The following is a 25,059-nucleotide window of genomic DNA, read 5'->3' as shown; positions in this document are numbered from 1 at the left end:
TCATGAACGACAAAACCTCTACGCCCTCCAGCGCCCGCGCCCGCGATATCGGCCTGCCCTTTGCCGGCCGCACCGGCCGCTTCAACGCCATCACGGATGTCGAAGGCATTGCCGTCGGCTTCCGCACTATCGAGGAGCAAACGCCGCGACCCGGCCGAAAGCGCCCGGTGCGCACCGGCGTCACCGCCATCCTGCCGCATGCCGGATCGGAAACACCGGTCCCGGTTTATGCCGGGGTGCACCGCTTCAACGGCAACGGCGAAATGACCGGCACCCACTGGATCGAGGACGGCGGCTTCTTCCTCGGACCCGTGATGATCACCAACACCCATGCGGTCGGCATGACCCACCACGCCACCATCCAATGGATGCTGGAGCGCTACAGGACGACCTACGACACCGATGATTTCCTCTGGCTGATGCCGGTGGTCGCCGAAACCTATGACGGCGTTTTGAATGACATCAACGGCCAGCCGATCACGGAAGCCGATGTGCACGCCGCACTCGACGCTGCCGCGTCCGGCCCGGTCCAGGAAGGCAATTGTGGTGGCGGCACCGGCATGATCGCCTATGGCTTCAAGGGCGGCACCGGCACCGCCTCGCGCGTCGTTGAATTCGGCGGCCGCGACTACACGATCGGCACGCTGGTCCAAGCCAATCACGGGCAACGCGACTGGCTAACGATCCGCGGCGTTCCGGTCGGCGAACACATGCGCGACGGCACGCCGCAAAGCCAGATGCAGGAGCGCGGCTCGATCATCGTCGTGATCGCGACCGACCTGCCGATGGCACCGCATCAACTCAAGCGCCTGGCGCGACGGGCGGCGATCGGCATCGGCCGCAACGGCACGCCCGGCGGCAACAATTCCGGCGACATCTTCCTCGCCTTCTCCACAGCCAACACCCAGCCGATGGCCCACAGGGCGCCGCCGCGACTGTCGCTGGAAATCGTCAACGACGAGCTGCTTGACCCCGTCTATCTCGCGACCGTCGACAGCGTCGAAGAAGCAGTGGTGAACGCGATGATCGCGGCCGAAGATTCCGGCGGTACAGCCCATGATCGCTTCAAGATCCAGGCGATCCGGCATGAGCCTCTGATGGCGGTTATGCGGGCCTATGGCCGATAACCGACGGACTTGGCGATACCTCTCGGAGCCGGTGACTTAGCCGGCTCCAGGCGAGTTCAACCGCGCACGGCGCCAGTCGCTCGGGGCTTCGCCGACCCTCAGGCGGAAGAAGCGCGAGAAATAGGCGGCGTCGGCAAAGCCGATCTCATAGGCAATGTCTTCGAGTGGCCGGACCGTAAAGAGCAGCAGGCGCTTGGCCTCAAGCAATCGCCGCTCGTTGATCAGTTCCTTCACCTGCATGCCGAAGGCATCCCTGCTCGCCTTGGCAAGCAGGTGCGGCGTCGTGGCGAGCGCATCGGTGTAGTGCCCGACGCTCCAGTTCTCGCGGAAACGCAGATCGATGAGCCGGCGCAGTTCCGTGGCCAGCATCGCCTGTGTCGGCTGGGCGGTGGGCGGTGCTGCGGCTGCCAGGCGGGCGATCTGGGTCAGCACGGCGGCGACCAGAGACGCCAGCATCCGCTGCGCGCCCGTGGCACCGCAGGCGTACTCATCAGCGACGATATCGAGCAGTTCCGCAAGACGGCGCCAATGCCGGTCTTCACCGTCGCCACGGATCATCATCGGCGTATCGAGCCCCAGCGTCGTTTGCTCGCGGATGGAGAGCAGCGCACCATCGGCAATCGAGACGACGATCGCGTCGCTCGTCTCTGGATCGACCGAAAACCCGTGCACGATGCCGCTCGGCACGAAGCTGATGGCGGGTGCGGAAAAGTCCAAAGGCTTGTCGTCGATGAAGTAAGTTCCCCCGCCGCTCAGCCAGTAGGTGATCTGTCCCATCTGGTCGTGCTTGTGCGCCTTGACCTGGCCCTGATGCAGGTTCCGCCGCGCCATCACCGTCTCGACATGGAAGAACCCGGGCTCGACCTTCTGCTCCGGTTCGCCATAGACGAAGAAACTTGGAATGCTGCTGCTCATGCTCCACCCGAAAAAGTCCAAGTCATTTTGCCATTCTGTCCATGGCCGCTGCCGATTTCAACGCCTAGCCTTGACGAAACTCAAGGAGGAGAAAATGAGAGCAGAGGATTTCCGCGCCGACAGGGCGCGGCCCTTCACCGGCGCCGAATATCTGGAAAGCCTGCGCGACGGCCGCGAAGTCTATATCAATGGCGAGCGCGTCCACGACGTCACCAGCCATCCGGCGATGCGCAATTCCGCCCGGTCGCTCGCAAGGCTCTATGACGCGCTGCACGACCCGGCGAAGAAGGATATCCTGACGTCACCGACCGACACGGGCTCGGGCGGCTACACCCACAAATACTTCCGCGTCGCCCGCTCCTCCTCCGATCTTGCGGCACAGCAAGGCGCGATCGCCGAGTGGGCACGCATGTCCTATGGCTGGATGGGCCGCACCGCCGACTACAAGGCGGCGCTGATGAACACGCTGGGCGCCAATGCCAACTGGTACGGGCCGTTCAAGGACAATGCGCTCGCGTGGCACCGACGCGCCCAGGAAGCCGCCCTCTTCATGAACCATGCGATCGTCAATCCGCCGATCGATCGCCACAAGCCGGCGGATGCGGTGAAGGACGTGTTCGTCCACATCACCAAGGAAACGGATGCCGGCATCTACGTCTCCGGCGCCAAGGTGGTCGCAACCTCCTCTGCGCTGACGCACTACAATTTCCTCGCACAGAGCTCGGCGACGGCGACCGAGGATCCCTCGCTCTCCGTCATGTTCATCGTTCCGATGAACGCGCCGGGCATCAAGATGTTCTGCCGGGTCTCCTACGAGCAGACGGCCAACACGGTCGGCCATCCCTTCGACTATCCGCTGTCGTCGCGCTTCGACGAGAATGACGCGATCCTGGTGCTCGACAATGTCTTCGTGCCCTGGGAGGATGTTCTGGTGCTGCGCGACGCCGCCAAGATCCTCTCCTTCCACCCGGCCTCCGGCTTCATGCACGGCTACTGCTTCCAGGGCTGCACCCGCTTCGCGGTGAAACTCGACTTCCTCGCCGGCCTGCTTGCCAAGGCTTTGAGGGCGACCGGCGGCGACGCCTTCCGCGGCAACCAGGCGGCGCTCGGCGAGGTCATTGCCCTTCGACACATGTTCTGGAGCTTCTCCAACGCCATGGCGCATAACCCCATTCCCTGGGCCGACGGCGCGGTGCTGCCCAATCTCGAAGCTGCGCTTTCCTACCGCACCTTCATGTCGGAGGCCTATCCGCGCGTCGTCGAGACGATCCGCAGGGTCGTCGCCTCCGGCCTGATCTACCTGCCCTCCTCGGCGCGCGATTTCGGCAATCCCGAGATCGATCGTTATCTGGCGCAATATGTGCGCGGCTCCAACGATATGGGCCATATCGAGCGCATCAAGATCATGAAGCTGCTCTGGGACGCGACCGGCACCGAGTTTGGCGGGCGGCACGCGCTTTACGAACTCAACTATGCCGGTGCACCCGAAGAGGTGCGGCTGCAGGTGTTAAAGGGCGCCGAGCGCGGCGGGCGTCTGAAGGAGATGGAGGCGCTCGTCGATCAGTGCATGGCCGACTACGACGAGAACGGCTGGACCGGCAATACCTGGCTGCCGCCGCTCGACGACAACGCCACCCTTCGCAGCGCAGCCGAGTGAGGCCGGCCATGGAACCGCTCGTTTCGAAGACCGAGTTTCGCAATGCGATGGCGCGGGTCTGCGCGCCGGTCAACGTCATCACCACCAACGGACCCGCCGGACGCGGCGGGTTCACGGCCACCGCCATGTGCTCGGTAACCGACGAGCCGCCGACGCTGCTTGTCTGCATGAACCGGAACTCCACCCAATGCGGGCTGTTCATCGACAACAGGCGCTTTTGCGTCAACGTGCTCAGCCACGACCATCGGGATCTCGCCGGTCATTTCGCCGGCGCGACGCAGGACATGGCCGCGCGCTATGCCGCCACCGACTGGGTCGAGATGCAATCGGGCAGCTTCGCCGTCAAGGATGCGATCGTTTCGCTCGACTGCGAACTGGCCGAGGCGCGGCTCTTGGGTACGCACCATATCCTCATCGGCCGGGTCGTCGGCATCCGCTCGCGCAGCGATGGCAATGCGCTGCTCTACTTCGACCGCAACTATGTACACGTGCCGACGCAGCTCGGAAGTTTCGGCGGTTAAGCACGGACGCAGCGTCGCTGGTTCGGTACAAACACAGCATCTTTCGCCACAGAGCCGGCGCAATCCACATCCAGTTGCTGTTCAGCGCCTTTTGTTTTTTCCCTAAAACGCGTCTATTGCCGGGCGTGGAATGAGAAAGGAAAACGGAATGGTGGTTGCTGAGCCAGCCGGACGTCCGACGACGGACGCGAAAGGCAGGGAATTCGATCGCTTGGCCGCCCTTGGACATCTCGATATCCTCGACACGCCAAGGGATGAAGGCCTTGAACGGGTCGTACGGCTGATCAAACAGGTCTTCTCCATAGAGATCGGCATCGTCTCTTTGGTCGATGCACATCGCCAATGGTACAAGGCCTGCTCCGGCCTTTCGGCCGACGAGGTCCCGCGCAAAGAGACCTTCTGCCGATATGTCGTCGTCGCCGAGGAGCCTCTCGTCGTCCACGACGCCACGAAGGATGCACGCTTTTCGCAGCACCCGGCCGTGGCCGGTCCCGAACATGTTCGGTTCTACGCAGGCGTCCCGCTGAAGACGCGGGACGGGCATACAGTCGGGACCGTGTGCGCGATCGATCGCGCGCCACGACAGTTCACTGAGACGGATCTTGCGATCCTGATGGAGTTGGCGGGCGTGGCGATGGACCGGATCGATCTGCTCCGCTCGGCCGCGACGGATGGACTGACCGGGACGCTGACGCGGCGCGCCTTCCGCGAGGAAGCGGACAAGCTGATCTCGCTCGCGGTGCGGCACCAGCATGACCTGTCTTGCATCGTCCTCGATGTGGACCATTTCAAGCGGGTCAACGACACACACGGGCATGCGGCAGGAGACGAGGTCTTGAAGGCCGTTGCCTCCATCTGCCAGTCCAATCTGCGAGCAAGCGACCTCTTTGGGCGGCTCGGCGGCGAGGAATTTGCCGTCATGCTGCCGCATGTCGACGCGACAGGCGCGCTGACGGCGGCGGAAAAATTGCGGGCAGCGATCGCCGCCCAGACGATCCACGGTGAATTCGGCCAGCTCGCGGTGACTGCGAGCTTCGGCACCGCCGCCCTTTCGGCCAATAGCAGGGATAACGCGACCTTGCTCGCCCAGGCGGATGCGGCGATGTATCTCGCCAAGGCCGGAGGACGAAACCGCTGCGTCGAATGGAGCAGTCTCGAAGCCGGCTATCCGCTCGGTCCGCGCCAGCGCGTGCTGAAGGCCGGAACCATTCTCTTCGACGACAGGCATTCACGGATCGACTGCACCATCCGGTCGCTGGGCGCCGATGGCGCGGCGGTTACGGTCTCGAATTCCGCCGGCATACCACCGGAACTCGTCCTGGTGGTCGCCGGCGACGGTTTCGAAACTAAGTGCCAGGTCGTGGCACGGGACCGGCAGAACCTCGAACTCGCTTTCGGATAAGCCTGTTCGCCCGTAAGCAGAGATCACGACACATGATGAAGGGGCGCCGGTTGGGCGCCACTTCTCGCATCTTCGCGCGGGGTGCTATTCCGCGGCCGCTTCCAGGCCTTTCGGCGAAGGTGTCGCCTTGCCCTGGAACTTCCTGAACAGAAAGAAGTAGAGCTTGATGTACTGACCGACGAGAATGGCGTTCAGGATCGTGCCTTCGCGGATGAACTTGACCTCTGCGAGGAAGAGCAGACCGATACAGGCCGACAGAACCAGCAGCGTGCAGTCGAAGCCGGTCTTGATGTTGCCCCACTTCCAGCCGGTGCGCTTGAAGATGGTGTTGACGAACATGTCGATCGGCATCAGCACCAGATTGGCGCGGATCATCAGGAACAGGCCGAAGGCGAGCGCCGCATCGGCAAAGACCAGCAGCGCCACCCGCAGCGGATAGGCCTCGAGCTTGATGAACTCGGTGATCCCCAGGTTGAAGTCCAGGAAAACCGCGAGCACGAAAGCCGGGATCAGCGAGGCGAAGTTCTTGAGCTTGAAGTCCTTGGGCAGGACCAGATAGGTCAGGAACAGCATGATCAGTTCGAGCATGAAGTTGTAGGTGCCCTGGCTGAAGGGCGGATAGACCAGCGTCATGGTCCGCGTCAGGCTGCTCTGGGGTGAAATGCCGATGCCGGCGCGGATCGCCAGGCTGACACCGAAGGTCAGCACATAGATGCCGACGACATACATGATCCAGCGCCGCGTCAGGCTGCCGGTATCGACGATTTCGGCTTCCGCCGCATTGTGTGCCATTGTTTCCTCCCTCGAAACGAGGCGGAGCTCCTTACCCCGCCGGCCCATCGCCCCCTCAGCGATGCGCTTTTAAATCTTTCGGCATGTCCGCCCATTGTCGCGGAAGCACGCCACTTTCCAGGCAGACGGACGCCGAAACGCCCGTCTCCTTTTTCTGAATGGCTCTAGGCCATGAAGCGGAACCGGTGCAACGAGATGAACAGGCTGAGCAGCTTGTTGACCACCGGTTCGCCTTCGTTGCGGTTGCCAAGAGCTTCGAGCGCCGCATCGATCGCAGCGGCACTGGCCGTCAGTTGCTCGACGCTCATGTTCGCCATGACCCCGTAGATCTCCAGCGGCATGACGGCCTTTTCCACCCTGTCGTCGGTGACGATGCAGGCGCCGGCATGGGTATCGACCCGCTTGAGGCAATGGCACATCTCGGCGCTGTCCTGACCGACGACGACGAAATAGGGCTTCGGCGCCGGCCAAAAGGTCGCCACTGCGCCACGATCGACATGAACGCCCTTGAAAAGCCCGTTCACCACATGGCGTTTGCCGTCGGCATAGCGCTGGACGACCGACAGCCGGCTCATCTTCTTGCCCTCATGCTCGGCAACGACCTTGCCATCCTTCAGCGGAACCCAGATTTCCTGGTAGAATTTGGCGTGGCCGCGGCCGTAGACATCGAACAAATAGACCTTGGCCTGCGTGCCGTCTTCCGACACTTCCAGGGGCACGATGTCCAGTTGCTCCGGCGAGAGATCGGCGAGGCCGGAAACGCCGTCCTTGCACATGCCGGAATAGTCGATGTCGGCATTCTTCAGCAGCTTGCGGTCTTTTGCGACCAGTTCGCCATCCTTGAACACGTAGAGCGGATTGATCTTCGACAGGCTGTCGGTCAAGACGATATCGGCGAACCGTCCGGGCGTCAGCGAACCGATCTTGTCTTCCATGAGGAAAGAGCGCGCGGTGTTGTAGGTCGCCATCTTGATCGCGTGGATCGGGTTGATGCCCATTTCGGCCGAGAGCGAAATGATCCAGTCCATGTGGCCCATGGTGAGCAGTCGCTCGATCGAGATGTTGTCGGTGCAGAGCATGAAATTGTCGGTCGGCCATTTGCGGTCGACGATCGCGCGCAACAGCACCTTGATCACCTCGCTGCTGCCGACCCCGAACTTGATGTGCGTCGGGAAGCCGTAACGAATGCTCTTCTCGATATCCTTCTCGTTCCAGACGTCGTGATTGTTGGAGACGCCGATCGCCGGCAGGTAGTTGAGGATCATGTCGGAGAGCGCCGTGACGCCCCAGTGGCCGTTCATAAAGCCGCCCTTGGCGCGGACCCAGGCCGCCTTGCGGAAATCGTCGTCGTTGCCGGAACTGTAGGTGAAGTGCTCGAACTCCCCTAGGCCGATCACCGGTTCCAACTTGAGCACCGCTTCCGTCACCGATGCCGCCGTCTTCTTGCCCGGTGCGAAGGCATAGAGCCGATAGGGCAGCTGCTCGTAATCCCGGAAAAGGCTCTCGGCCGCTTCGATGCCTTCCTTGCCGGCGGCGCTGAGCAGATCCAGGCACTCGGCATAGATCGTCGTCGTGCCGCAGGGAACCATCGCCTCGGCGAGCGCCGTCGGGTGCGCGAGCTGGGATTCGAAATGGATATGCGCGTCGATCAGGCCGGGGATCGCATAGAGGCCCTTGCCGTCGAAGACTTGCTTGACCTTCAAGACGGTCTCGTCGGGGTTGAGCGCAACGATGCGCTTGTCGTAGACGAGAATGGACCCCTGGTAGACGGTCTCTCCATGAACATCGAGGATGTTCAGGTTCTTCAAAAGAAGATCCGCCTCCCGCTCGCCGTTCAGGATATCGAAGATGGCGCGCACCTTTTCGTAATGCGCGGCTTCAGTCTGGTTCACGAATAGTCCTCCACTTTCAGAGTCGTCGGCGCCTGCCCATAACCCGCCATATTCAGCGGGTGCAGTGCCGGCAGCGCGCCCCTCGCCAACCATAAGAAGTCATTGCACCGCTTCCGAAAAGCAGTATTTTCTGCTCGTACCGTTCGCTTTTCGAGAACGATTAAATGGGGAAGACCATGCTGCATTCACGCGTGCTGCGCTATATCGACGAGGTGGCGCGCTCAGGCTCGATCCGCGGGGCGAGCGAACGGCTGAACGTCGCTGCCTCGGCCATCAACAAGCATGTGTTGCAGCTTGAGGAGGATATCGGCGAACCGCTGTTCGAGCGACTGCCGCGCGGCCTCAGGCTGACGCCGGCCGGTGAAATCCTCGTCGCGCATGTGCGCCGGACCATGAAGGAATACAGCCAGGTCGAAGCCGAAATTCGCGATATCAAGACGCTGCAGAGCGGCGAGGTGATCATCGCCACAATGAACGGCCTTGCCGGCGGCATCGTGCCGAAGGTGGCTGCGATCTTCGGCGCACGCCATCCACGCCTCAAGATCACGATCCGGGTAATGTTCGCCCGCGAGATCGTTCAGGCGGTGGCCGGTGGCGAGGCCGACCTCGGCTTTGCCTTCAGTCTCCCGCCGACGCCGCAGGTCGAGACTCTCTGGAAGATGGACACCCGCCTCGGCGCGGTCGTTGCTCCGGAACACCCGCTCGCCGGCATGGAATCATTGCCGCTGGCCTATTGCCAGCTCTACCCGCTGATCTTTGCCGACAAGTCGATGCAGATCCATGGCATCGTCGCCGACGCCTTCGCTGAGGCCGGGCTGACAGTCGAGCCGAGCTATCTCACCAATTCCATCGAGGCGATGAAGTTCCTGGCCGCGGCCGGCGACGGCATCGCTTTCCTCAGCAAGTTCGACATTACCGAGGAACAGCGAAACGGCGTCCTGACATACCTGCAGATCCGTGACCGGACTTTTGCAAAGAACGTGCTTTCGCTGGTGCAGCGGGAAAGACGCGGCCACGGCCTGGCCGCCGCCATGTTTGCCGAAGAGATCATCCGGGCCTTGCGGGCGACGATGGAATAGCCGGCTTACCCGGCCCAACGCCGATACGGTTTGTCGTCCCGGGGGTCAGAGCTGAATCCAGGCGGTCTTCAGATCGATGTATTTGTCGAGCGCGTGCAGCGACTTGTCGTGACCATTGCCGGACTGCCTGACGCCACCGAGCGGCACTGTGTTGTCGGCGCCGCCATAGGTATTGACGTGCACCACGCCGGCGCGGATGCCGCGCACCATGCGGTGCGCGCGTGACAGGTTCGCAGTCCAGACGGCCGACGCCAGACCGTAGTCGGTCGCGTTGGCGATCCGGAGTGCGTCGACCTCGTCATTAAACGGTATGACCGCAAGCACGGGGCCGAAGACCTCCTCCTTCGCCAGCTTCATATCCGGCTGAACGTCGAAGACAGTCGGCTGCATGTAGGAGCCACCGGTTTCTTCGAGGATGCGCTTGCCGCCGGAGCGCAGCCTTGCACCTTCAGCCTCGGCCTCTCTGACGAAATCGAGGTTCTTCTTGAGTTGAACCTCGCTCGAAATCGCACCGGCCTCGGTCGCAAGACGCAGCGGGTCGCCGACCTTCACGGATCCTGCGATCGCTGCCACCTTCTCGGCGAAGGCTTCGTGAATGGAGCGCTCGACAAGCAGCCGCGAACCGGCAACGCAGACCTGGCCGGAGTTGCGGAAGATGCCATAGGCGGAAATGCGCGCGGCCTGGTCGAGGTCGGGTGCGTCGGCAAAGACGACGTTCGGCGACTTGCCGCCGAGTTCGAGATAGACGCGCTTCAGGTTCGAGCGCGCGGAATATTCGAGCAGCCGACGACCGACGCCGCCGGATCCGGTAAAGGCGAGAACGTCGATATCGCCATGAAGGCCGATCGCCTCGCCCGTGGTCGCGCCGCGACCGGTCACGACATTCAAGACACCCTCTGGCAGACCGGCCTCGGCGCAGATCTCAGCGAGCCTGAGCAGGCTGAGCGAGGCGCCCTCGGCCGGTTTCAGCACCACGGAATTGCCGGCGGCAAGCGCCGGCGCGATCTTCCAGGCGCCGATCATCAGCGGAAAATTCCAGGGAACGATCGCGGCGACCACGCCAATCGGTTCGCGGTGCACGAGACCGAGAATATTGTCGGCCGTCGGAGCGATCTCGCCATAGACCTTGTCGAGCGCCTCAGCATAGTAGCGGAAGGTGCCGGCGGCACTGCCGGGTTCGGCCTTCAGCGCCATAGAGATTTCCGTGCCATTGTCGCGTACGCCGAGAACGGCCAGCTCGAGTGCCTGCGCCTCGATGATCTCGGCAATGCGCGTGAGAACCTTTTTGCGCTGGGCCGGGGCAGCCTTCGACCAGCTTCCCTTCTCGAAAGCGGCGCGGGCGGCCTGGACCGCGGCATCGACATCACCGGCTGCCGCGTCGGCGATCGTCGTCAGATGCCTGCCGTCGATCGGCGAGACGACATCGAGGCTTTGACCGGAGAGGCTCTCCTGCCAACGCCCCCCGATGAACAGTTTTTGGGCCGCAACGGGCAGGTTGCGCAATTGATCGATCTTGTCCTGCATCGTGTCCTGTCCCGTTTGGTTTGCAGGGATGGCGGCGGGCCGCCATCCCCAAAAGCGATATTCCCGAGAGATCAGATCTCCTGGCCGGCACCCAGGCGGGCGAACTCAATCGGATTGCCCGATTTCAGCGAGGCCGCCAGGAACAGCCCGATGACCCCAAAGATCACGACGAGCCCCGGCAAGAACACCGCGAGCATGCCGGTAGCGCCGGCGAGATCGCCGAAATTGGCCGCGATCGCGATGATGACGGCAACGAGGATCAGACCGGTGACGACGGGAATGACCTTGGTGACCAGCGGGTTCGTTTCAAGCCCAGGATTGCGGTTGAAGAAGGCGACGATCGCAAAGGCGGTAAAGGCCATCAGCGTCATGACCGCAAGCGTGCCGACGTTGGTCAGCCAGGAGAACAGCGCCAGCACCGGGTCCTGGCCCGTTGCCGCAAAGAGCGCGACGATTAGCACGGCAATAACCGTCTGGATCAGCGAGCCGACATGCGGGCTGTGGTAGACAGGATGTGTGACGCCGATCGAGGCGGGCAGCAGGCGCTCGCGGCCGGCGACGTAGAGATAGCGGGCGACACCGTTGTGGAACGCCAGCACGCCGGCAAAGAGGCTCGTGACGAAGAGCACGTTCATCAACGGCGGCAGCCAGCCGCCGGCATAGCGTTCGGCGAGGCCGAAGAGAAAAGTGGTCGGATCGGCAAGGCCCTGCAGTTCGGGCACCAGCTTGTCCGCGCCGGCGGCGTTCACCATCAGCCACGAGGTGAACATGTAGAAGATGCCGATGATCAGCACCGAGATATAGGTCGCACGCGGCACGGTCTTCTCCGGATCGCGGGCTTCCTCGCTGTAGATCGTCGTCGCTTCGAAACCGATGAAGGCGGCGAAGCAGAAGAGAATGCCGATCGACGGCGAACCGGAGAGGATCGCCGAGGGCGTGAACGAAACCGTCGTCAATCCGCCGTCGCCGCCCTTGGCGAGGATCGCGACGTCGATGACGAGCACGACCAGATATTCAAGGATGACGAGGACAGTCAGCACCTTGGCGGAGAGATCGACGCGGCGATAACCGAGAATGCCGACCGCAGCGATGCCGATAAAGGTCCAGACCCACCAGGGCAGATCGATCCCCAAGCCGGCGAAAAGCCCCGCCGTTGCCGCGCCGAAGAGGCCGAAGACGCCGATCTGCATCGCGTTATAGGCAAGGATCGCGATCATCGCTGCGGCACCGCCCATCAGCCCGCCGAGGCCCTGTGCCGTATAGGCATAGAAGGCGCCGGCATTGCGGATATGCCTCGCCATGGCGACATAGCCGACCGAGAACAGAAGCAGGATCGCGGTGACGATCAGAAAGGTGCCGGGAATGCCCGCACCGTTTCCGAGCATCATCGACAATGGAACGCCGCCGGCAACCGCGGTTAGCGGTGCAGCGGCGGAAACGACGAGAAAGGTGACGGCGCCGACGCCGAGGGCGTTCTTGCGCAATTGGTTCGCCCCGGTCACGGGCGCAGGCGAATTGGTCATGGTCTTGGCTCCCCTTGCTGGCGCGAACGCCTTTTCGCCTCCGGTCCTTCTCTCCGGCGGCTGCTCCCTGAAGCGGACTTGAGGCGCGGGGCTTGCTTTTTGTCTTCGCCGCGCAAGTCTTTCGGTTCATTATTTGAACCTTAGCTTCAAATATAGACTTGCAAATTGCATCTGGCCCTGTCAAGTTATTTCGCATGTTAAGTATCTCGACCCAGAACGACCGGGAGAGCGGGTCTACCGCTCCTTAGGAGGGAACAGGCAAGAGGACTGACGGGGCGCTCGACAACGGAGGAATGGATGAGCACCATCGGTAAGGCCTTGACTTTGCTCGACGCGATCTCGCGCCTTGAGAAAGAGGCGGGGTTGAGCGACATCGCCCGCCACTGCGGGCTCGACAAGGCGACGGCCAGGCGCTTTCTCGTCGAACTGGAAAAACACGGCTTCGTCGAGCAGGACGTGGAAACGCGCCGTTATCGGCTGGGCGGTGCACCGGTGCGGCTCGCCCGTATCCGCGAGGCGCGCTTTCCCTATCTGAGCGTGGCGACACCTTTTGCGCGGGAACTCGCAAGCCTTGCGGGCGAGACCGTCCACCTCTCCGAATATGCCGCCGGCCGCCTGTCGACCATTCATGTGGAGGACTCGCAACGGGCGCATCGTGTCATCGTCGACGTCGGCAGCATCCTGCCCTTCCACGCGACTGCATCCGGGCTCGGCTTTCTCTCCTTCTGCCCGCAGAAGGAGATCGACGCGGCCCTGTCGGCACCGCTCCAGGCCTTCACCGACCACACGCTGACGGATCCGGCCGCACTCCGCCAGACGCTCGGCGAGACGCTCCGGCGCGGCTACTCGATCTGCCATCACGGGCTTGAGACCGGCGTCGTCAGCGTCGCCGCCCCGATCCGTGCGCCCGGCACAACGCCGGTCGGCGCCATCGCTATCGCCGCACCTGCAACGCGTGCCGACAAGGAGACGGTGGAACAGATGGGGCGCGCCGCTATGGCTGCGGCAAGACGCATTTCCGAAAGACTTTTCGGGTTGGAGCAGGTTGCTGCCGATCCGCTGGCAAGGAGGGCCGGCTGATGAATGCAATGAACCGTCTCCCCAATATCCTGGTCGTGGGTACGGGAGACACCAAATGCGACGAACTCCAGTTCATGGCGTCCGTCATCCGCGAAGCCGGCGGACTGCCTGTGATGATGGATGTCAGCATTCTCGGCGACCCGCCCTATCAGCCTGAATACTCGCGCCACGACATTGCCGAAGCGGCCGGCGTCTCGATCGCGGCCATCGCATCCAGCGGCGACGAACACAGCGCCATGGCGCTGATGGCAACAGGTGCCGCCGCCCTTACCCGTTCGCTCTACGAGGCCGGCCAGGCCGATGGCGTAATCATTCTCGGCGGCTCGATGGGCACCGACCTGGCGCTGGACGTCGCCGCGGCGCTACCACTCGGCGTGCCGAAATTCATCGTCTCGACGATTGCCTATTCGCACCTCTTGCCGCCCGAGCGCATCGCGCCTGATCTGATGATGATCCTCTGGGCTGGCGGGCTCTATGGTCTCAACGGCATCTGCCGCTCGGTGCTCTCCCAGGCCTGCGGCGCGGTCGTCGGTGCTGCGCGGTTCGGTACAAAGCCGGATGGATCGCGGCCGCTGATCGGCATGACCTCGCTGGGATCGAGCTGCCTCAAATACATGAAATACCTGAAACCCGAACTCGAGCGCCGCGGCTACGACGTCGCCGTCTTCCATTCGACCGGCATGGGCGGGCGCGCTTTCGAGGCGATCGCGGCCGAGAAGGGTTTCACGGCCGTCTTCGACTTCTGCATCCAGGAGGTCAGCAACCACCATCACGGAACGGTCGTCACCTCAGGGCCGGACCGGCTTGAAAATGCCGGGCGAGCCGGCATCCCCCAGATCGTCGCGCCCGGCGCCGTCGACATGGTCGACCTGCCCGCCTGGCAGCCCGTTCCGCAAGCCTTCGCCGACCGCCCCTATCACGCCCACAACCGGCTGCTCGGCTCGGTCACCACGTCAGCCCATGGGCGGCGCGAGATCGCTCGCGTCATCGGCGGCAAACTGGCCGGCACCGGCGCCGAAGTCGCCTTCATCCTGCCGCTCAAGGGGATTCAGGAGTGGGATCAGCCCGACGAGCCGCTCTTCGAACCGGAGGCGCTCGACGCCTTCATCGACGAGATGCGCCGGTCGATCCCGTCAGGCGTCGCGCTCCTTGAGGTCGACAGCCACATCAACGCCCCGGAATTCTCGAAAGCAGCACTTGCGATCTTCGATGACTGGGTGTCGCGCGGCATCGTGCCCGAGGGTCGGCCATGACGAAGAACATGACCGACAAGGCATTGATCCTCGACTTCGGCGGCGTCGTCACCCGAACGCTATTCGAGACCCACGACGTCACCGAGCGCGCACTTGGCCTTGCGCCGGGCACGCTCACGTGGCGCGGCCCCTTCGATCCGGCGACCGACCCGCTCTGGGCCGCCATGCAGCGGCGCGAGATCACCGAACGGGACTACTGGACGACACGCACGCGCGAGGTTGGACAGTTGCTCGACGAAGACTGGAGCGACATGAAGACCTTCGTGCAGCGGGCGCGCGGGGCCGAACCGGAGCTGGTGCTCAGGCCCGAGGCACGCGACGCGATCCTTGCCGCTCACAGGGCCGGCATCCGCCTCGCGATCCTCTCCAACGAACTCGACCTCTTCTATGGCGTCGCGTTCCGCGAGCGTTTCCCGCTGATCGAGCTCTTCGAGATTATCGTCGACGCCACCTACACCAACATCCTGAAGCCCGATCCGCGCGCTTACGAACTGGTGCTGAGCCAGCTCAGTTTGTCGCGCGAAGCCTGCGTCTTCGTGGATGACCAGTTGAAGAACATCGAGGGTGCGCGGGCCGTCGGCCTGCCTCACGTCCATTTCGACGTCACCCGCCCCGCAGAAAGCTATGCCAGAGCGCTTCAGATGCTCGGCCTCGAACTGACAGGAGCATGAGCATGCGCGAAACCAACTTCCTCATCGAGAACAACGCCCGCCACCTCTGGCATCCGATGGCGCATCCGGCCGAGATGCAGGCGACGCCGCCGCGCATCATCAATGCCGGCGAAGGCGTCGAGATCGTCGACATTCACGGCAAGAAGGTGCTCGACGCGGTCGGCGGTCTCTGGAACGTCAATCTCGGCTATTCCTGTGAACCGGTGAAGGAGGCGATCCGCCGCCAGCTCGACGACCTGCCCTATTATTCGACCTTTCGCGGCACCACCAATTCGCCGCTGATCGAGCTGTCCTACGAGCTCGCTGAATGGTTCCGCGAGGACGGGCTGACGCGCTCGTTCTTCACCTCGGGGGGCTCGGATTCGGTCGAGACCTGCCTGCGTCTCGCCCGCCAATACCACAAGCTCAACGGCCAGCCGGAGCGCACCAAGTTCGTCGCCTTGAAGAAGGGCTATCACGGCACCCATTTCGGCGGCGCCTCGGTCAACGGCAATGCCAATTTCCGTCGCAACTACGAGCCGCTGCTGCCCGGCGTCTATCATCTGCCGGCGCCCTATACCTATCGCAACCCGTTCGACACGACCGACGGCGCTGTCATCGCCAAGTCGATCGCGCGACTCTTCGAGGACGAGATCGCCTTTCAGGGCGCCGACACCATCGCGGCGCTGATCATGGAGCCGGTGCTTGGCGCCGGCGGCGTGATCGTGCCGCACGAGACCTTCATGCCGCTGATGCGCGAGATCTGCGACCGCCACGGCATTCTGCTGATTGCCGACGAGGTGATCACCGCCTTCGGCCGCACCGGCGCCTGGACCGGCTCACGTCTCTGGGGCGTGAAGCCAGACTTCATGTCGACCGCGAAGGCGATCACCAATGGCTACTATCCCTTCGGCGCAGTGATGATCGCCGACAAGGTGGCCGAGGCTTTCGAAAGCAACAAGACGGCTGCCGGATCCATCGGCCATGGTTACACCTACTCCGGCCATCCGGTCGGTGCTGCGGCAGCGCTCGCAACGCTGAAGGAGACGCGCAAGCAGAACGTGGCGGCGAATGCCGGTGCCCGCGGCGAGGAACTCATCGCCGGTCTCGAAGCGCTGAAGGAGCGGCACGAACTGATCGGCGACGTGCGTGGCAAGGGTCTGATGTGCGCGCTCGAACTGGTCTCGGATCGCGAGAAGAAGACCGCTGCGGCGAAGGATGTGGTGCAGAAGGTCCAGGACGTGACCTATGACGCCGGCGTCATGGTGCGAACCTCGGGCGCCAATGTCATCCTCTCGCCGCCACTCGTCATCACCGCCGGCGATGTCGCCCGTATTCTGACGGCGCTGGACGCCGGCCTCACCGCCGCACGGGGATAAACCATGACAGGCAACGCGGATCTGATCGCGCGCCGCGAGCGGCTGCTCGGGCGCAACATGTCGCTGTTCTACGAGGAGCCGGTGCATCTGGTGCGGGGCGAAGGCGTCTGGCTCTTCGACGCCGATGGCCGCCGCTATCTCGACTGCTACAACAACGTGCCGCATGTCGGCCATTGCCATCCGCGGGTGACCGAGGCGATCGCCCGGCAGGCCTCAACCCTCAACACCCACACCCGCTATCTGCACGAAGGCATTCTCGACTATGTCGAGCGGCTGACCGCGACCTTCGACAAGAGCCTCGACGCGGCGATCCTCACCTGCACCGGCAGCGAGGCGAATGACGTGGCGCTGCGCATGGCTCAAGCCGTGACCGGCAAAACCGGGGTGATTGCCACCGACCACACCTATCACGGCAACACCGCGGCCGTGTCGCAGCTTTCGACCCGAATGCCGCCGGTCGGCGGCTTCGGCGGCCACGTGCGCCACGTGCCAGCACCCGACAGCTACCGACCGCTCGGCGGCGAGCCGGGTGACGCATTCGCTGCCGCCTTCACCGCCAAGGTCGAAGAAGCGATCGCCTCGCTTGAGCAGAGCCCGCACGGCTTCTCGGCGCTGATCATCGACCCCTTCTTCGCCAACGAAGGCTTTCCGGAATTGCCATCCGGCTTTCTCGACGGCGCCGTCGCCGCCGTCCGAAAGGCGGGCGGCCTTGTGATTGCCGATGAGGTCCAACCGGGCTTCGGTCGCACCGGCAGGCACATGTGGGGGCACCAGAAAGCCGGCATCCTTGCGGATATCGTCACGCTTGGAAAGCCCATGGGCAACGGTCACCCGATCGGCGGCGTGGTCGCGGGAAGCGAAACACTCAATGCCTTCCGCAAGGCGTTTCGTTACTTCAACACCTTCGGCGGCAACCCCGTATCCTGCGCTGCCGCCATGGCGGTGCTCGATGTGATCGAAAGTGAGAAGCTCATCGAGAACGCCGCCACCGTGGGCGCCTATGCCAAGGCGGGTCTCGCGCGGCTTGCGGACAAACATGACGTGATCGGCGACATCAGGGGCAGTGGCCTGTTCTTCGGTGCGGAACTCGTCACCGATCGCAGCGAGAAAACACCGGCGAGCGATCTCGCGACAAAGGTGATCAACGGCATGCGCGAGCGAGGCGTGCTGATGGGCAAGCTTGGTATCCACCAATGCACGACGAAAATCCGGCCGCCGATGCCGTTTACCCGCGAGAATGCCGACGTCATGCTGTCGACGCTCGACGACGTGCTTTCGGGCCTGTGAGCGGCTGATGGTCGCCGCCCTACCTCCGCATTTTCGCGCCGCGCTCGACGCGCGCGCCCGTCAGGCGCTCGCCCATTGGGGCGTCGCCGACCAACGGCCGGAACTGTTGAAGTATCGGGAAAACGCGGTGTTTCGCGTATGCCTCGCCGATGGTCGGTCGGCGGCGCTGCGGCTGCACCGCGCCGGCTATCACGGCGAAGCGGCCCTTCGCTCGGAACTGCAATGGATGGCAGCACTCGTCGATAGCGGTCTCGCGCTGCCGCGGCCGATCGCAACGGCGGACGGATGCCTGCTTGTTGCCCTGCCGGAAGATGAAGCGTTTGCCGCGCAGCACGCCGATATCATCGGCTGGATGGACGGACAGACGCTCGGCGAAAGCGGAAAGCCGCTGTCCCACACACCCGAAAAGCTCGGCGCGATCTTCTCGGCACTCGGCGCCACCATGGCCGAGATGCACAATCTCGCCGACCGCTGGACGTCGCCGGAGGGATTCTGGCGCCCCGCCTGGGATGCGGAAGGACTGCTCGGCGAGCGGCCGCTCTGGGGACGGTTCTGGGACTGCGACGGCTTGTCTTCGGCGCAGACAAGAGCACTTTCGGCGTTGCGCCATGATCTCCGGCGGCGCCTGGCAACGATGCCGACTCCGGCGCAGGATTTTGGGCTGATCCATGCCGATCTCGTTCGGGAGAACGTGCTCGTTGCCGAGAACGGCGTGACCGTCATCGATTTCGACGATGCCGGCTACGGCTTTCGCCTCTTCGACATCGCGACCGCACTCCTGAAAAACCGGCGCGAGCCGGCATATGAGACGATCGAGGCTGTGCTGATCTCAGGCTATCGAAGCCGCCGCGCCCTGCCGGACGAAGCGTTTTCCTGCCTGCCGCTGTTCCTCGTGCTTCGCAGCCTCACCTATATCGGCTGGTTTGCCTCGCGGCCGGAGTTGCCCGCGGCGCGCGACCGCGTCCTGCGATATGCCGACGAGACGCTGGCGCTTGCGGAAGAACTGGGGGTTCGATGATCAGGGCGCCGTCGAAGCACTCAGTCGTTGAGACTGGCGAGTTCGTCCAGCATATCGAGCAGGACTTCGACGCGCTCGTGGCCGTAGCGAGCTTCGAGCTCCTCGTAGATCGCGCGGCTTTCCGGGCTGACGTCGGCGATCACCCGCATGCCCTCGGGCGCGATCTCGAGCAGAACGCGCCGGCCGTCGTCGGCGTCCTTATGCTTGGTGATCAGGCCGCGCTCCTCGAGCGAGCGGATGATGCGCGTCAGGCTTGGCGCCAGGATGAAGGCCTTGTCGGCCATCTCGGACGCATCGACCCGGCCGGCTTCGGCGAGAATGCGGATCACCCGCCATTGTTGCTCGGTAATATCGTGACGCGCCAGCATCGGTCGAAAATGCGCCATGACGGCTTCGCGTGCGCGCAGAAGCGCGATCGGCAGCGAACGGCGCGTGTTGTGCGGCAAAAGGGCGTCGTGGCCCAGGTCGGTGGGAGGCTTTTCGCGGCTCATAGGCGTTCTATCGGACATTTTCTTTCGTTCTGCAATCGGCAGTCGCAGCTGCGGGAAACGGGCTGCTTGACACCGTCGGCAATTTCGTTAACGTGTTAAATATATGAGAGCGCATCGGGAGGAAAGATGCCGCATCTGACAATCGAATATTCCGGTAACCTCGACACTCGCGTCGACTTTGCCAAGCTGTGCCGCACGGTGCACGCGACCATCCTCGGCACCGGCCTCTTCGAGCTTGGCGCCATCAGGGTGCGCACGATCCAGAGCCGCGACTATGCGATCGCCGACCTCCTGCCGGAAAACGGCTTCATCGACCTGTCCTTCCGCATCGGCCGCGGCCGCACGGAAGCGGAGAAGAAGGCGACCGGCGACGCGATTTTCAAGGCCGTCAGCGAAGAACTCTCGACGCTCTTCTCGACGCCGCATTTCGCCCTCAGCCTGGAGATCCGCGAGATCGATCCGGAGCTGAGCTGGAAGAAGAACGCCATTCACCCCAGGCTGCGCGCCTCCAACGGCTGAGCGCGGCCCTCCCACAAAAACACAGCAGTGCGCGGCGAAGTCTGCGCCAGCATCGGAGACCATCATGTCCAAGCTCGCCGAAAACCTCGCCAAGGCGGAACGCTATCTTGCCCGCTTCAGACGCGAAGGCGTGCTCAACTACATCAACGGTGAAGCCCTTCCCTCGCTTGATGGCGAGACTTTCGAGACCATCTCGCCCATCGACCTGAAACCGCTGGCGAAGATCGCGCGCGGCAAGGCAGCCGATATCGACCGCGCCGCCAAGGCCGCGAAAGCAGCCTTCGCCGAATGGGCGTCCATGCCCGGCGATACGCGCAAGAAGCTCCTGCATAAAATTGCCGATGCGATCGTCGCGCGCTCCGAGGAGATCGCCTTCGTCGAGTGCGTGGATACCGGACAATCGCTGAAGTTCATGGCCAAGGCGGCGCTGCGCGGTGCGGAAAACTTCCGCTTCTTTGCCGACCGGGCGCCGGAGGCACGCGACGGCAAGATGCTGCGCGGCGGCAACCAGATCAACATGACGACGCGCGTGCCGATCGGCCCAGTAGGCATCATCACGCCCTGGAACACGCCCTTCATGCTGTCGACCTGGAAGATCGCCCCGGCGCTCGCCGCCGGCTGCACGGTCGTCCACAAGCCGGCGGAGTTTTCGCCGCTGACCGCACGGCTGCTGGTGGAGATCGCCGAGGAGGCCGGGCTGCCGAAAGGTGTCTGGAACCTGGTCAACGGTTTCGGCGAAGACGCCGGCCGGGCGCTGACCGAGCACCCCGATATCAAGGCGATCGGCTTCGTCGGTGAAAGCCGCACCGGCTCGATGATCATGAAGCAGGGTGCCGAGACACTGAAGCGCGTCCATTTCGAACTCGGCGGCAAGAACCCGGTGATCGTCTTTGCCGATGCCGATCTCGAACGCGCGGCCGACGCCGCCGTCTTCATGATCTATTCGCTGAACGGCGAACGCTGCACCTCGTCCTCGCGCCTTTTGGTCGAAGACAGCATCTATGAACGGTTCACCGCGCTCGTCGCCGAGAAGGCCAAGCGCATCAAGGTCGGTCATCCGCTTGACCCCGAGACCGTCGTCGGCCCGCTCATTCACCCCGTGCATGAGAAGAAGGTGCTCGACTATATCCGAATCGGCCGCGAGGAGGGTGCAACCATTGCTGCCGGCGGCGAGAAATTCGACGGTCCGGGCGGTGGCTGCTATGTGACCCCGACGCTCTTTACCGGCGCCAATAACGGCATGCGCATGGCCCAGGAAGAAATCTTCGGGCCGGTGCTGACGGCGATCCCGTTCAAGGACGAGGCGGAGGCGCTGGCGCTTGCCAACGACACGCAATACGGCCTGACCGGCTATCTCTGGACCTCCGACGTCACCCGCGCGTTCCGCTTCACCGATCATCTGGAGGCCGGGATGATCTGGGTGAACTCGGAGAATGTGCGCCACCTGCCGACGCCGTTCGGCGGCGTCAAGAGCTCGGGCATTGGCCGCGACGGCGGCGACTGGTCGTTCGATTTTTACATGGAAACCAAGAACATCGCCTTTGCCAGCTCGGCGCATGCGATCGCCAAGCTCGGCGGCTGAGCGCGCTGGCAAAAAAATCTGGAGGAGACATCAATGCCCTTGCCGAAACCGAACCTCTACCCGCCCTTCAACATCGTGCGGCTGAGCCATGTGGAGCTCGCCGTCACCGATCTTGCCAAATCGCGCGCCTTCTATGTCGACGTGCTGGGCCTGCAGGTCACCGACGAGACGGCGGACACGATCTATCTGAGGGCCATGGAGGAACGCGGCCACCACTGCATCATTCTGAAGAAGGCGGCGAGCGCTGAGGCTCGCGACCTCGGCTTCAAGGTCTTTGGCGACGAGGATCTCGAAAAGGCCGCGCATTTCTTCAAAGCGAAAGAATTGCCTGTCGAGTGGATCGAACGCCCCTACCAGTCACGCACCTTTCGCACCCGTGACCCGCAGGGCATCCCGCTCGAATTCTATTCGAAGATGGACCGCCTGCCGCCAATCCACCAGAAATACGCGCTCTACCGCGGCGTCAAACCGCTGCGCATCGACCACTTCAACTGCTTCTCGCCCAATGTCGACGAAGCGGTCGCCTTCTACAACGAGATCGGCTTCCGGGTAACGGAATACACGGCCGATGAGGAGACGGGACGTCTCTGGGCCGCCTGGACCCATCGCAAGGGCGGCGTGCACGACATCGCCTTTACCAACGGCCGCGGCCCGCGCCTGCACCACACCGCCTTCTGGGTGCCGACGCCGCTCAACATCATCGACCTGCTCGACCTGATGTCGACCTCCGGTTGGCTCGCCAATATCGAACGTGGCCCCGGCCGCCACGGCATTTCCAACGCCTTCTTCCTCTATGTCCGCGACCCTGATGGACACCGCATCGAGATCTACTGCTCCGACTACCAGACCGTCGATCCGGATCTGGAACCGATCAAGTGGGACCTGAAGGACCCGCAGCGCCAGACGCTCTGGGGCGCGCCGGCACCGAAATCCTGGTTCGAGGAAGGCAGCGCCTTTGCCGGTGCCGAGGCGAGGGACTCGATCCTGAAAGCCCAACCGATCGTCGCGCCGTGACGTTTGGCGAGTGGATCGGCTAAGGGCCTGGGATCGAACGGGAGTAGAAAATGGACGAGAAGAGTTTCACCGAATGGTCGCTGAAGGCGGCGAAATGGGGTGCGGACTATCGCGCCTCGCTGCGTGACCGCCCCGTGCGGGCGCAGACGGCACCGGGGGCAATTGCCGCCCAGATCCCGGCGCAGCCGCCGCGGACCGGCGAGGACATGCAGGCGATCTTCGAGGATTTCGAGAAGATCATCCTGCCGGGCATGACCCATTGGCAGCATCCGCGTTTCTTTGCCTATTTCCCGGCGAACGCGGCACCCGTCTCCGTCGTCGCCGAATACCTCGTCACCGCCATGGCGGCGCAGTGCATGCTCTGGCAGACCTCGCCGGCGGCGACCGAGCTCGAGACCAAGGTCCTCGACTGGCTGCGCCAGGCGATCGGTCTGCCCGAGGGCTTCTCCGGTGTGATCCAGGATTCGGCGTCCTCGGCGACACTCTCGGCCGTGCTTGTCATGCGCGAGAAGGCGCTCGGGTGGAACGGCAACAAGAAGGGCCTCGCCAGCCAGCAGCAACTTCGCATCTATTCCTCCGATCAGGTTCACACCTCGATCGACCGGGCGATCTGGGTCTCGGGGATCGGCGAGGAGAACCTCGTGCGAATCCCGGCGAACGGGCCGCGGCGGGCGATGGACTGCCAGGCGCTCGAAGCGGCGATCCTCCGCGACAAGGCAGCAGGCCTCGTGCCGGCGGGCGTGATCGCCTGCACCGGAGGGACAAGCACGGGTGCCTGCGACGACATCGCCGAGGTTATACGGGTCGCCCATGCGCACGGTCTCTATGTCCATGTCGATGCTGCCTGGGCCGGTGCCGCGATGATCTGCGAGGAGTTTCGCGAACTCTGGGCCGGCGTCGAAAACGCTGACTCCGTCGTCTTCAATCCGCACAAGTGGCTGGGCGCGCAGTTCGACTGCTCGGCGCATTTCATCCGCAGTCCCGATGATCTGGTGAAGACGTTGGCGATCCAGCCGGAATATCTGAAGACGCACGGGCGCGACGGTATCATAAACTATTCCGAATGGACGATCCCGCTCGGCCGGCGTTTCCGGGCTCTGAAACTTTGGTTCCTGCTGCGCTTCCATGGTCTCGAAGGCCTGCAGACGATGATCCGCAACCACGTGCGCTGGTCCCGGCAACTGGCGGAGCGGCTGGCCGAGCACCGGGATTTCGAGATCGTGACCGCACCGATGCTGTCGCTGTTTTCGTTCCGCCATCTGAGCGAAGGGGATCCGGACGCCCACACCATCGCTTTGGTCAACGCGATCAACGATGACGGCCGCATCTACCTGACCCAGACGCGCGTCGATGGTCGCGTGGCGATCCGTTTCCAGGCGGGCCAGTTCGACATGACGCAAGAGGATGCCGAGACGGCGTTCGAGGTCATTGTCGAGGTCGCCGCCGCGCTCGACGGACAACACGAAAAAACGAAGGCTTCCCGATGACACCTCCCCGTTTCGTCACCTTTTCGGCCGGAAACAGGCGGGGCTACGGCCTCGTTTCCGGCAATGGATTGATCGACCTTAGCACACGATATGGATCGACCTTTCCGACGCTGCGCGAGGTGATCGAAGCCGGTGCCCTTACCCGGCTTGCCGACGAAGCGGCCGGACTGCCGGCGGACATTTCGCTCGACGATATCCGCTACGAGATCCCTATACCGGCACCGGAAAAGATCATTTGCGTCGGCGTCAATTTTCCGGACCGCAATGAGGAATACAAGGACGGGCAGGTGGCACCCTCCAACCCGTCGCTGTTCATACGTTTCCCGCGCTCCTTCACCGGACACGGGCAGCCGCTGATCCGCCCGCCGGAAAGCGCACAACTCGATTATGAAGGCGAGATCGTCATCGTCATCGGCAAGGGCGGTCGTCGTATCCCCGAGGCGACGGCGCTCGACCACGTCGCCTCGCTTTCGCTCTCAAACGAAGGCACGATCCGCGACTGGGTGCGCCATGCCAAGTTCAACGTCACCCAGGGCAAGAACTTCGACCGCACCGGCTCGATCGGTCCTTGGCTGGTGCCATTCACCGACGAGGCCCAGCTTGCCGACATCAAGCTGGAAACCCGCGTGAACGGCGAGGTTCGCCAGCAAGACCGCACCAGCCGGATGATCTTCTCCTTCCGCAAGATCATCAATTACGTCTCTACCTTCACGACGCTGGTGCCCGGCGACGTCATCGTCACCGGCACGCCGACTGGCGCCGGTGCCCGTTTCGATCCGCCAATCTGGCTGAAGCCTGGCGACATCGTCGAGGTCGAGGCCCAAGGCATCGGCACGCTCATCAACCCAGTTGCCGACGAGGCCTGAC

At 63.4% G+C, this 25,059-nt stretch carries 22 protein-coding genes; 16 read left to right on the top strand and 6 right to left on the bottom strand.

All coding sequences use genetic code 11. From position 1 onward, the window contains the following. Positions 1-2: 2 nt before the first annotated feature. Positions 3-1,127, top strand: coding sequence for a P1 family peptidase (locus IB262_RS11065; protein WP_034787986.1), 1,125 nt, complete (start codon positions 3-5; stop codon positions 1,125-1,127). Between the two features lie 36 nt (positions 1,128-1,163). Here IB262_RS11065 and IB262_RS11060 read toward each other — a convergent pair whose 3' ends face one another. Continuing rightward, positions 1,164-2,042, bottom strand: a complete 879-nt coding sequence (locus IB262_RS11060) for a helix-turn-helix domain-containing protein (protein WP_034787830.1) — start codon at positions 2,040-2,042, stop codon at positions 1,164-1,166. Between the two features lie 94 nt (positions 2,043-2,136). Between IB262_RS11060 and IB262_RS11055 the strand changes: the two genes are divergently transcribed. The 3 genes from IB262_RS11055 to IB262_RS11045 all read left to right on the top strand — a co-directional run bounded on the left by IB262_RS11055 (position 2,137) and on the right by IB262_RS11045 (position 5,622). Continuing rightward, a complete protein-coding gene (locus IB262_RS11055) occupies positions 2,137-3,699 on the top strand; it encodes a 4-hydroxyphenylacetate 3-hydroxylase N-terminal domain-containing protein (protein WP_034787827.1) in 1,563 nt (520 codons plus the stop codon). Between the two features lie 8 nt (positions 3,700-3,707). Then, on the top strand, positions 3,708-4,220 hold the full coding sequence (locus IB262_RS11050) for a flavin reductase (RefSeq protein WP_034787824.1): 513 nt from the start codon (positions 3,708-3,710) through the stop codon (positions 4,218-4,220). A gap of 148 nt (positions 4,221-4,368) precedes the next feature. After that, the gene (locus IB262_RS11045) at positions 4,369-5,622 is read left to right on the top strand and encodes a sensor domain-containing diguanylate cyclase (RefSeq protein ID WP_060517822.1); all 1,254 of its coding nucleotides are present in this window, start codon (positions 4,369-4,371) and stop codon (positions 5,620-5,622) included. 84 nt (positions 5,623-5,706) lie between these two features. Here IB262_RS11045 and IB262_RS11040 read toward each other — a convergent pair whose 3' ends face one another. Both IB262_RS11040 and IB262_RS36675 read right to left on the bottom strand, forming a co-directional pair. Beyond that, a complete protein-coding gene (locus IB262_RS11040; protein WP_034787819.1) occupies positions 5,707-6,414 on the bottom strand; it encodes a DUF6198 family protein in 708 nt (235 codons plus the stop codon). A gap of 164 nt (positions 6,415-6,578) precedes the next feature. Further along, on the bottom strand, positions 6,579-8,306 hold the full coding sequence (locus tag IB262_RS36675; RefSeq protein WP_210337623.1) for an amidohydrolase family protein: 1,728 nt from the start codon (positions 8,304-8,306) through the stop codon (positions 6,579-6,581). 176 nt (positions 8,307-8,482) lie between these two features. Here IB262_RS36675 and IB262_RS11030 point away from each other — a divergent pair, with 176 nt between their 5' ends. Beyond that, complete coding sequence (locus IB262_RS11030; RefSeq protein ID WP_034787984.1) at positions 8,483-9,385, top strand: LysR family transcriptional regulator; 903 nt, start codon at positions 8,483-8,485, stop codon at positions 9,383-9,385. Between the two features lie 45 nt (positions 9,386-9,430). Here IB262_RS11030 and IB262_RS11025 read toward each other — a convergent pair whose 3' ends face one another. Continuing rightward, positions 9,431-10,909 carry an aldehyde dehydrogenase gene (locus tag IB262_RS11025; RefSeq protein ID WP_034787814.1) on the bottom strand — a complete coding sequence of 493 codons (1,479 nt, stop codon included), beginning with the start codon at positions 10,907-10,909 and terminating at the stop codon, positions 9,431-9,433. A gap of 71 nt (positions 10,910-10,980) precedes the next feature. Further along, entirely contained in the window at positions 10,981-12,432 is a 1,452-nt protein-coding gene (locus IB262_RS11020) for an APC family permease (protein WP_060582288.1), read from the bottom strand. 297 nt (positions 12,433-12,729) lie between these two features. On the opposite strand from IB262_RS11020, the gene IB262_RS11015 reads away from it, so the two are divergent. The 6 genes from IB262_RS11015 to IB262_RS10990 are packed head-to-tail and all read left to right on the top strand — an operon-like array spanning position 12,730 to position 19,099. Next, positions 12,730-13,512: an IclR family transcriptional regulator gene (locus tag IB262_RS11015; RefSeq protein ID WP_034787810.1), complete on the top strand. Its 783-nt coding sequence runs from the start codon at positions 12,730-12,732 to the stop codon at positions 13,510-13,512. Next, a complete protein-coding gene (locus IB262_RS11010; RefSeq protein ID WP_034787808.1) occupies positions 13,512-14,765 on the top strand; it encodes a Tm-1-like ATP-binding domain-containing protein in 1,254 nt (417 codons plus the stop codon). Before IB262_RS11015 ends, IB262_RS11010 begins: the two co-directional genes overlap by 1 nt. An 8-nt stretch (positions 14,766-14,773) precedes the next feature. After that, entirely contained in the window at positions 14,774-15,436 is a 663-nt protein-coding gene (locus IB262_RS11005) for an HAD-IA family hydrolase (protein WP_034787982.1), read from the top strand. A gap of 2 nt (positions 15,437-15,438) precedes the next feature. After that, on the top strand, positions 15,439-16,794 hold the full coding sequence (locus tag IB262_RS11000; protein WP_034787806.1) for an aspartate aminotransferase family protein: 1,356 nt from the start codon (positions 15,439-15,441) through the stop codon (positions 16,792-16,794). A 3-nt stretch (positions 16,795-16,797) separates the two neighbouring features. Beyond that, complete coding sequence (locus IB262_RS10995) at positions 16,798-18,081, top strand: aminotransferase class III-fold pyridoxal phosphate-dependent enzyme (protein ID WP_034787805.1); 1,284 nt, start codon at positions 16,798-16,800, stop codon at positions 18,079-18,081. Positions 18,082-18,088: 7 nt separating this feature from the next. Then, positions 18,089-19,099: a phosphotransferase gene (locus tag IB262_RS10990; RefSeq protein ID WP_034787804.1), complete on the top strand. Its 1,011-nt coding sequence runs from the start codon at positions 18,089-18,091 to the stop codon at positions 19,097-19,099. A 20-nt stretch (positions 19,100-19,119) separates the two neighbouring features. On the opposite strand, the gene hpaR is transcribed toward IB262_RS10990, so the two are convergent. After that, positions 19,120-19,590: a homoprotocatechuate degradation operon regulator HpaR gene (gene hpaR / locus IB262_RS10985; protein WP_090296574.1), complete on the bottom strand. Its 471-nt coding sequence runs from the start codon at positions 19,588-19,590 to the stop codon at positions 19,120-19,122. A gap of 126 nt (positions 19,591-19,716) precedes the next feature. Here hpaR and IB262_RS10980 point away from each other — a divergent pair, with 126 nt between their 5' ends. The 5 genes from IB262_RS10980 to IB262_RS10960 all read left to right on the top strand — a co-directional run bounded on the left by IB262_RS10980 (position 19,717) and on the right by IB262_RS10960 (position 25,058). Then, positions 19,717-20,109, top strand: coding sequence for a 5-carboxymethyl-2-hydroxymuconate Delta-isomerase (locus IB262_RS10980; protein ID WP_034787798.1), 393 nt, complete (start codon positions 19,717-19,719; stop codon positions 20,107-20,109). A 64-nt stretch (positions 20,110-20,173) separates the two neighbouring features. Next, entirely contained in the window at positions 20,174-21,691 is a 1,518-nt protein-coding gene (hpaE, locus tag IB262_RS10975; protein WP_192493554.1) for a 5-carboxymethyl-2-hydroxymuconate semialdehyde dehydrogenase, read from the top strand. A gap of 33 nt (positions 21,692-21,724) precedes the next feature. After that, a complete protein-coding gene (hpaD, locus tag IB262_RS10970; RefSeq protein ID WP_034787793.1) occupies positions 21,725-22,705 on the top strand; it encodes a 3,4-dihydroxyphenylacetate 2,3-dioxygenase in 981 nt (326 codons plus the stop codon). Between the two features lie 50 nt (positions 22,706-22,755). Next, positions 22,756-24,192, top strand: a complete 1,437-nt coding sequence (locus tag IB262_RS10965) for a pyridoxal-dependent decarboxylase (RefSeq protein WP_051659112.1) — start codon at positions 22,756-22,758, stop codon at positions 24,190-24,192. After that, positions 24,189-25,058 carry a fumarylacetoacetate hydrolase family protein gene (locus IB262_RS10960; protein WP_060529317.1) on the top strand — a complete coding sequence of 290 codons (870 nt, stop codon included), beginning with the start codon at positions 24,189-24,191 and terminating at the stop codon, positions 25,056-25,058. The genes IB262_RS10965 and IB262_RS10960 overlap by 4 nt, the downstream gene beginning before the upstream one ends. Position 25,059 lies beyond the last annotated feature (1 nt).

The sequence above is a fragment of the Ensifer sp. ENS02 genome (assembly GCF_014851885.1).
GTDB classification, from domain to species: Bacteria; Pseudomonadota; Alphaproteobacteria; order Rhizobiales; family Rhizobiaceae; genus Ensifer; species Ensifer adhaerens.
The sequence above is the reverse complement of the archived record's forward strand: the minus strand, read 5'-3'. Positions and strand labels throughout refer to the sequence as shown.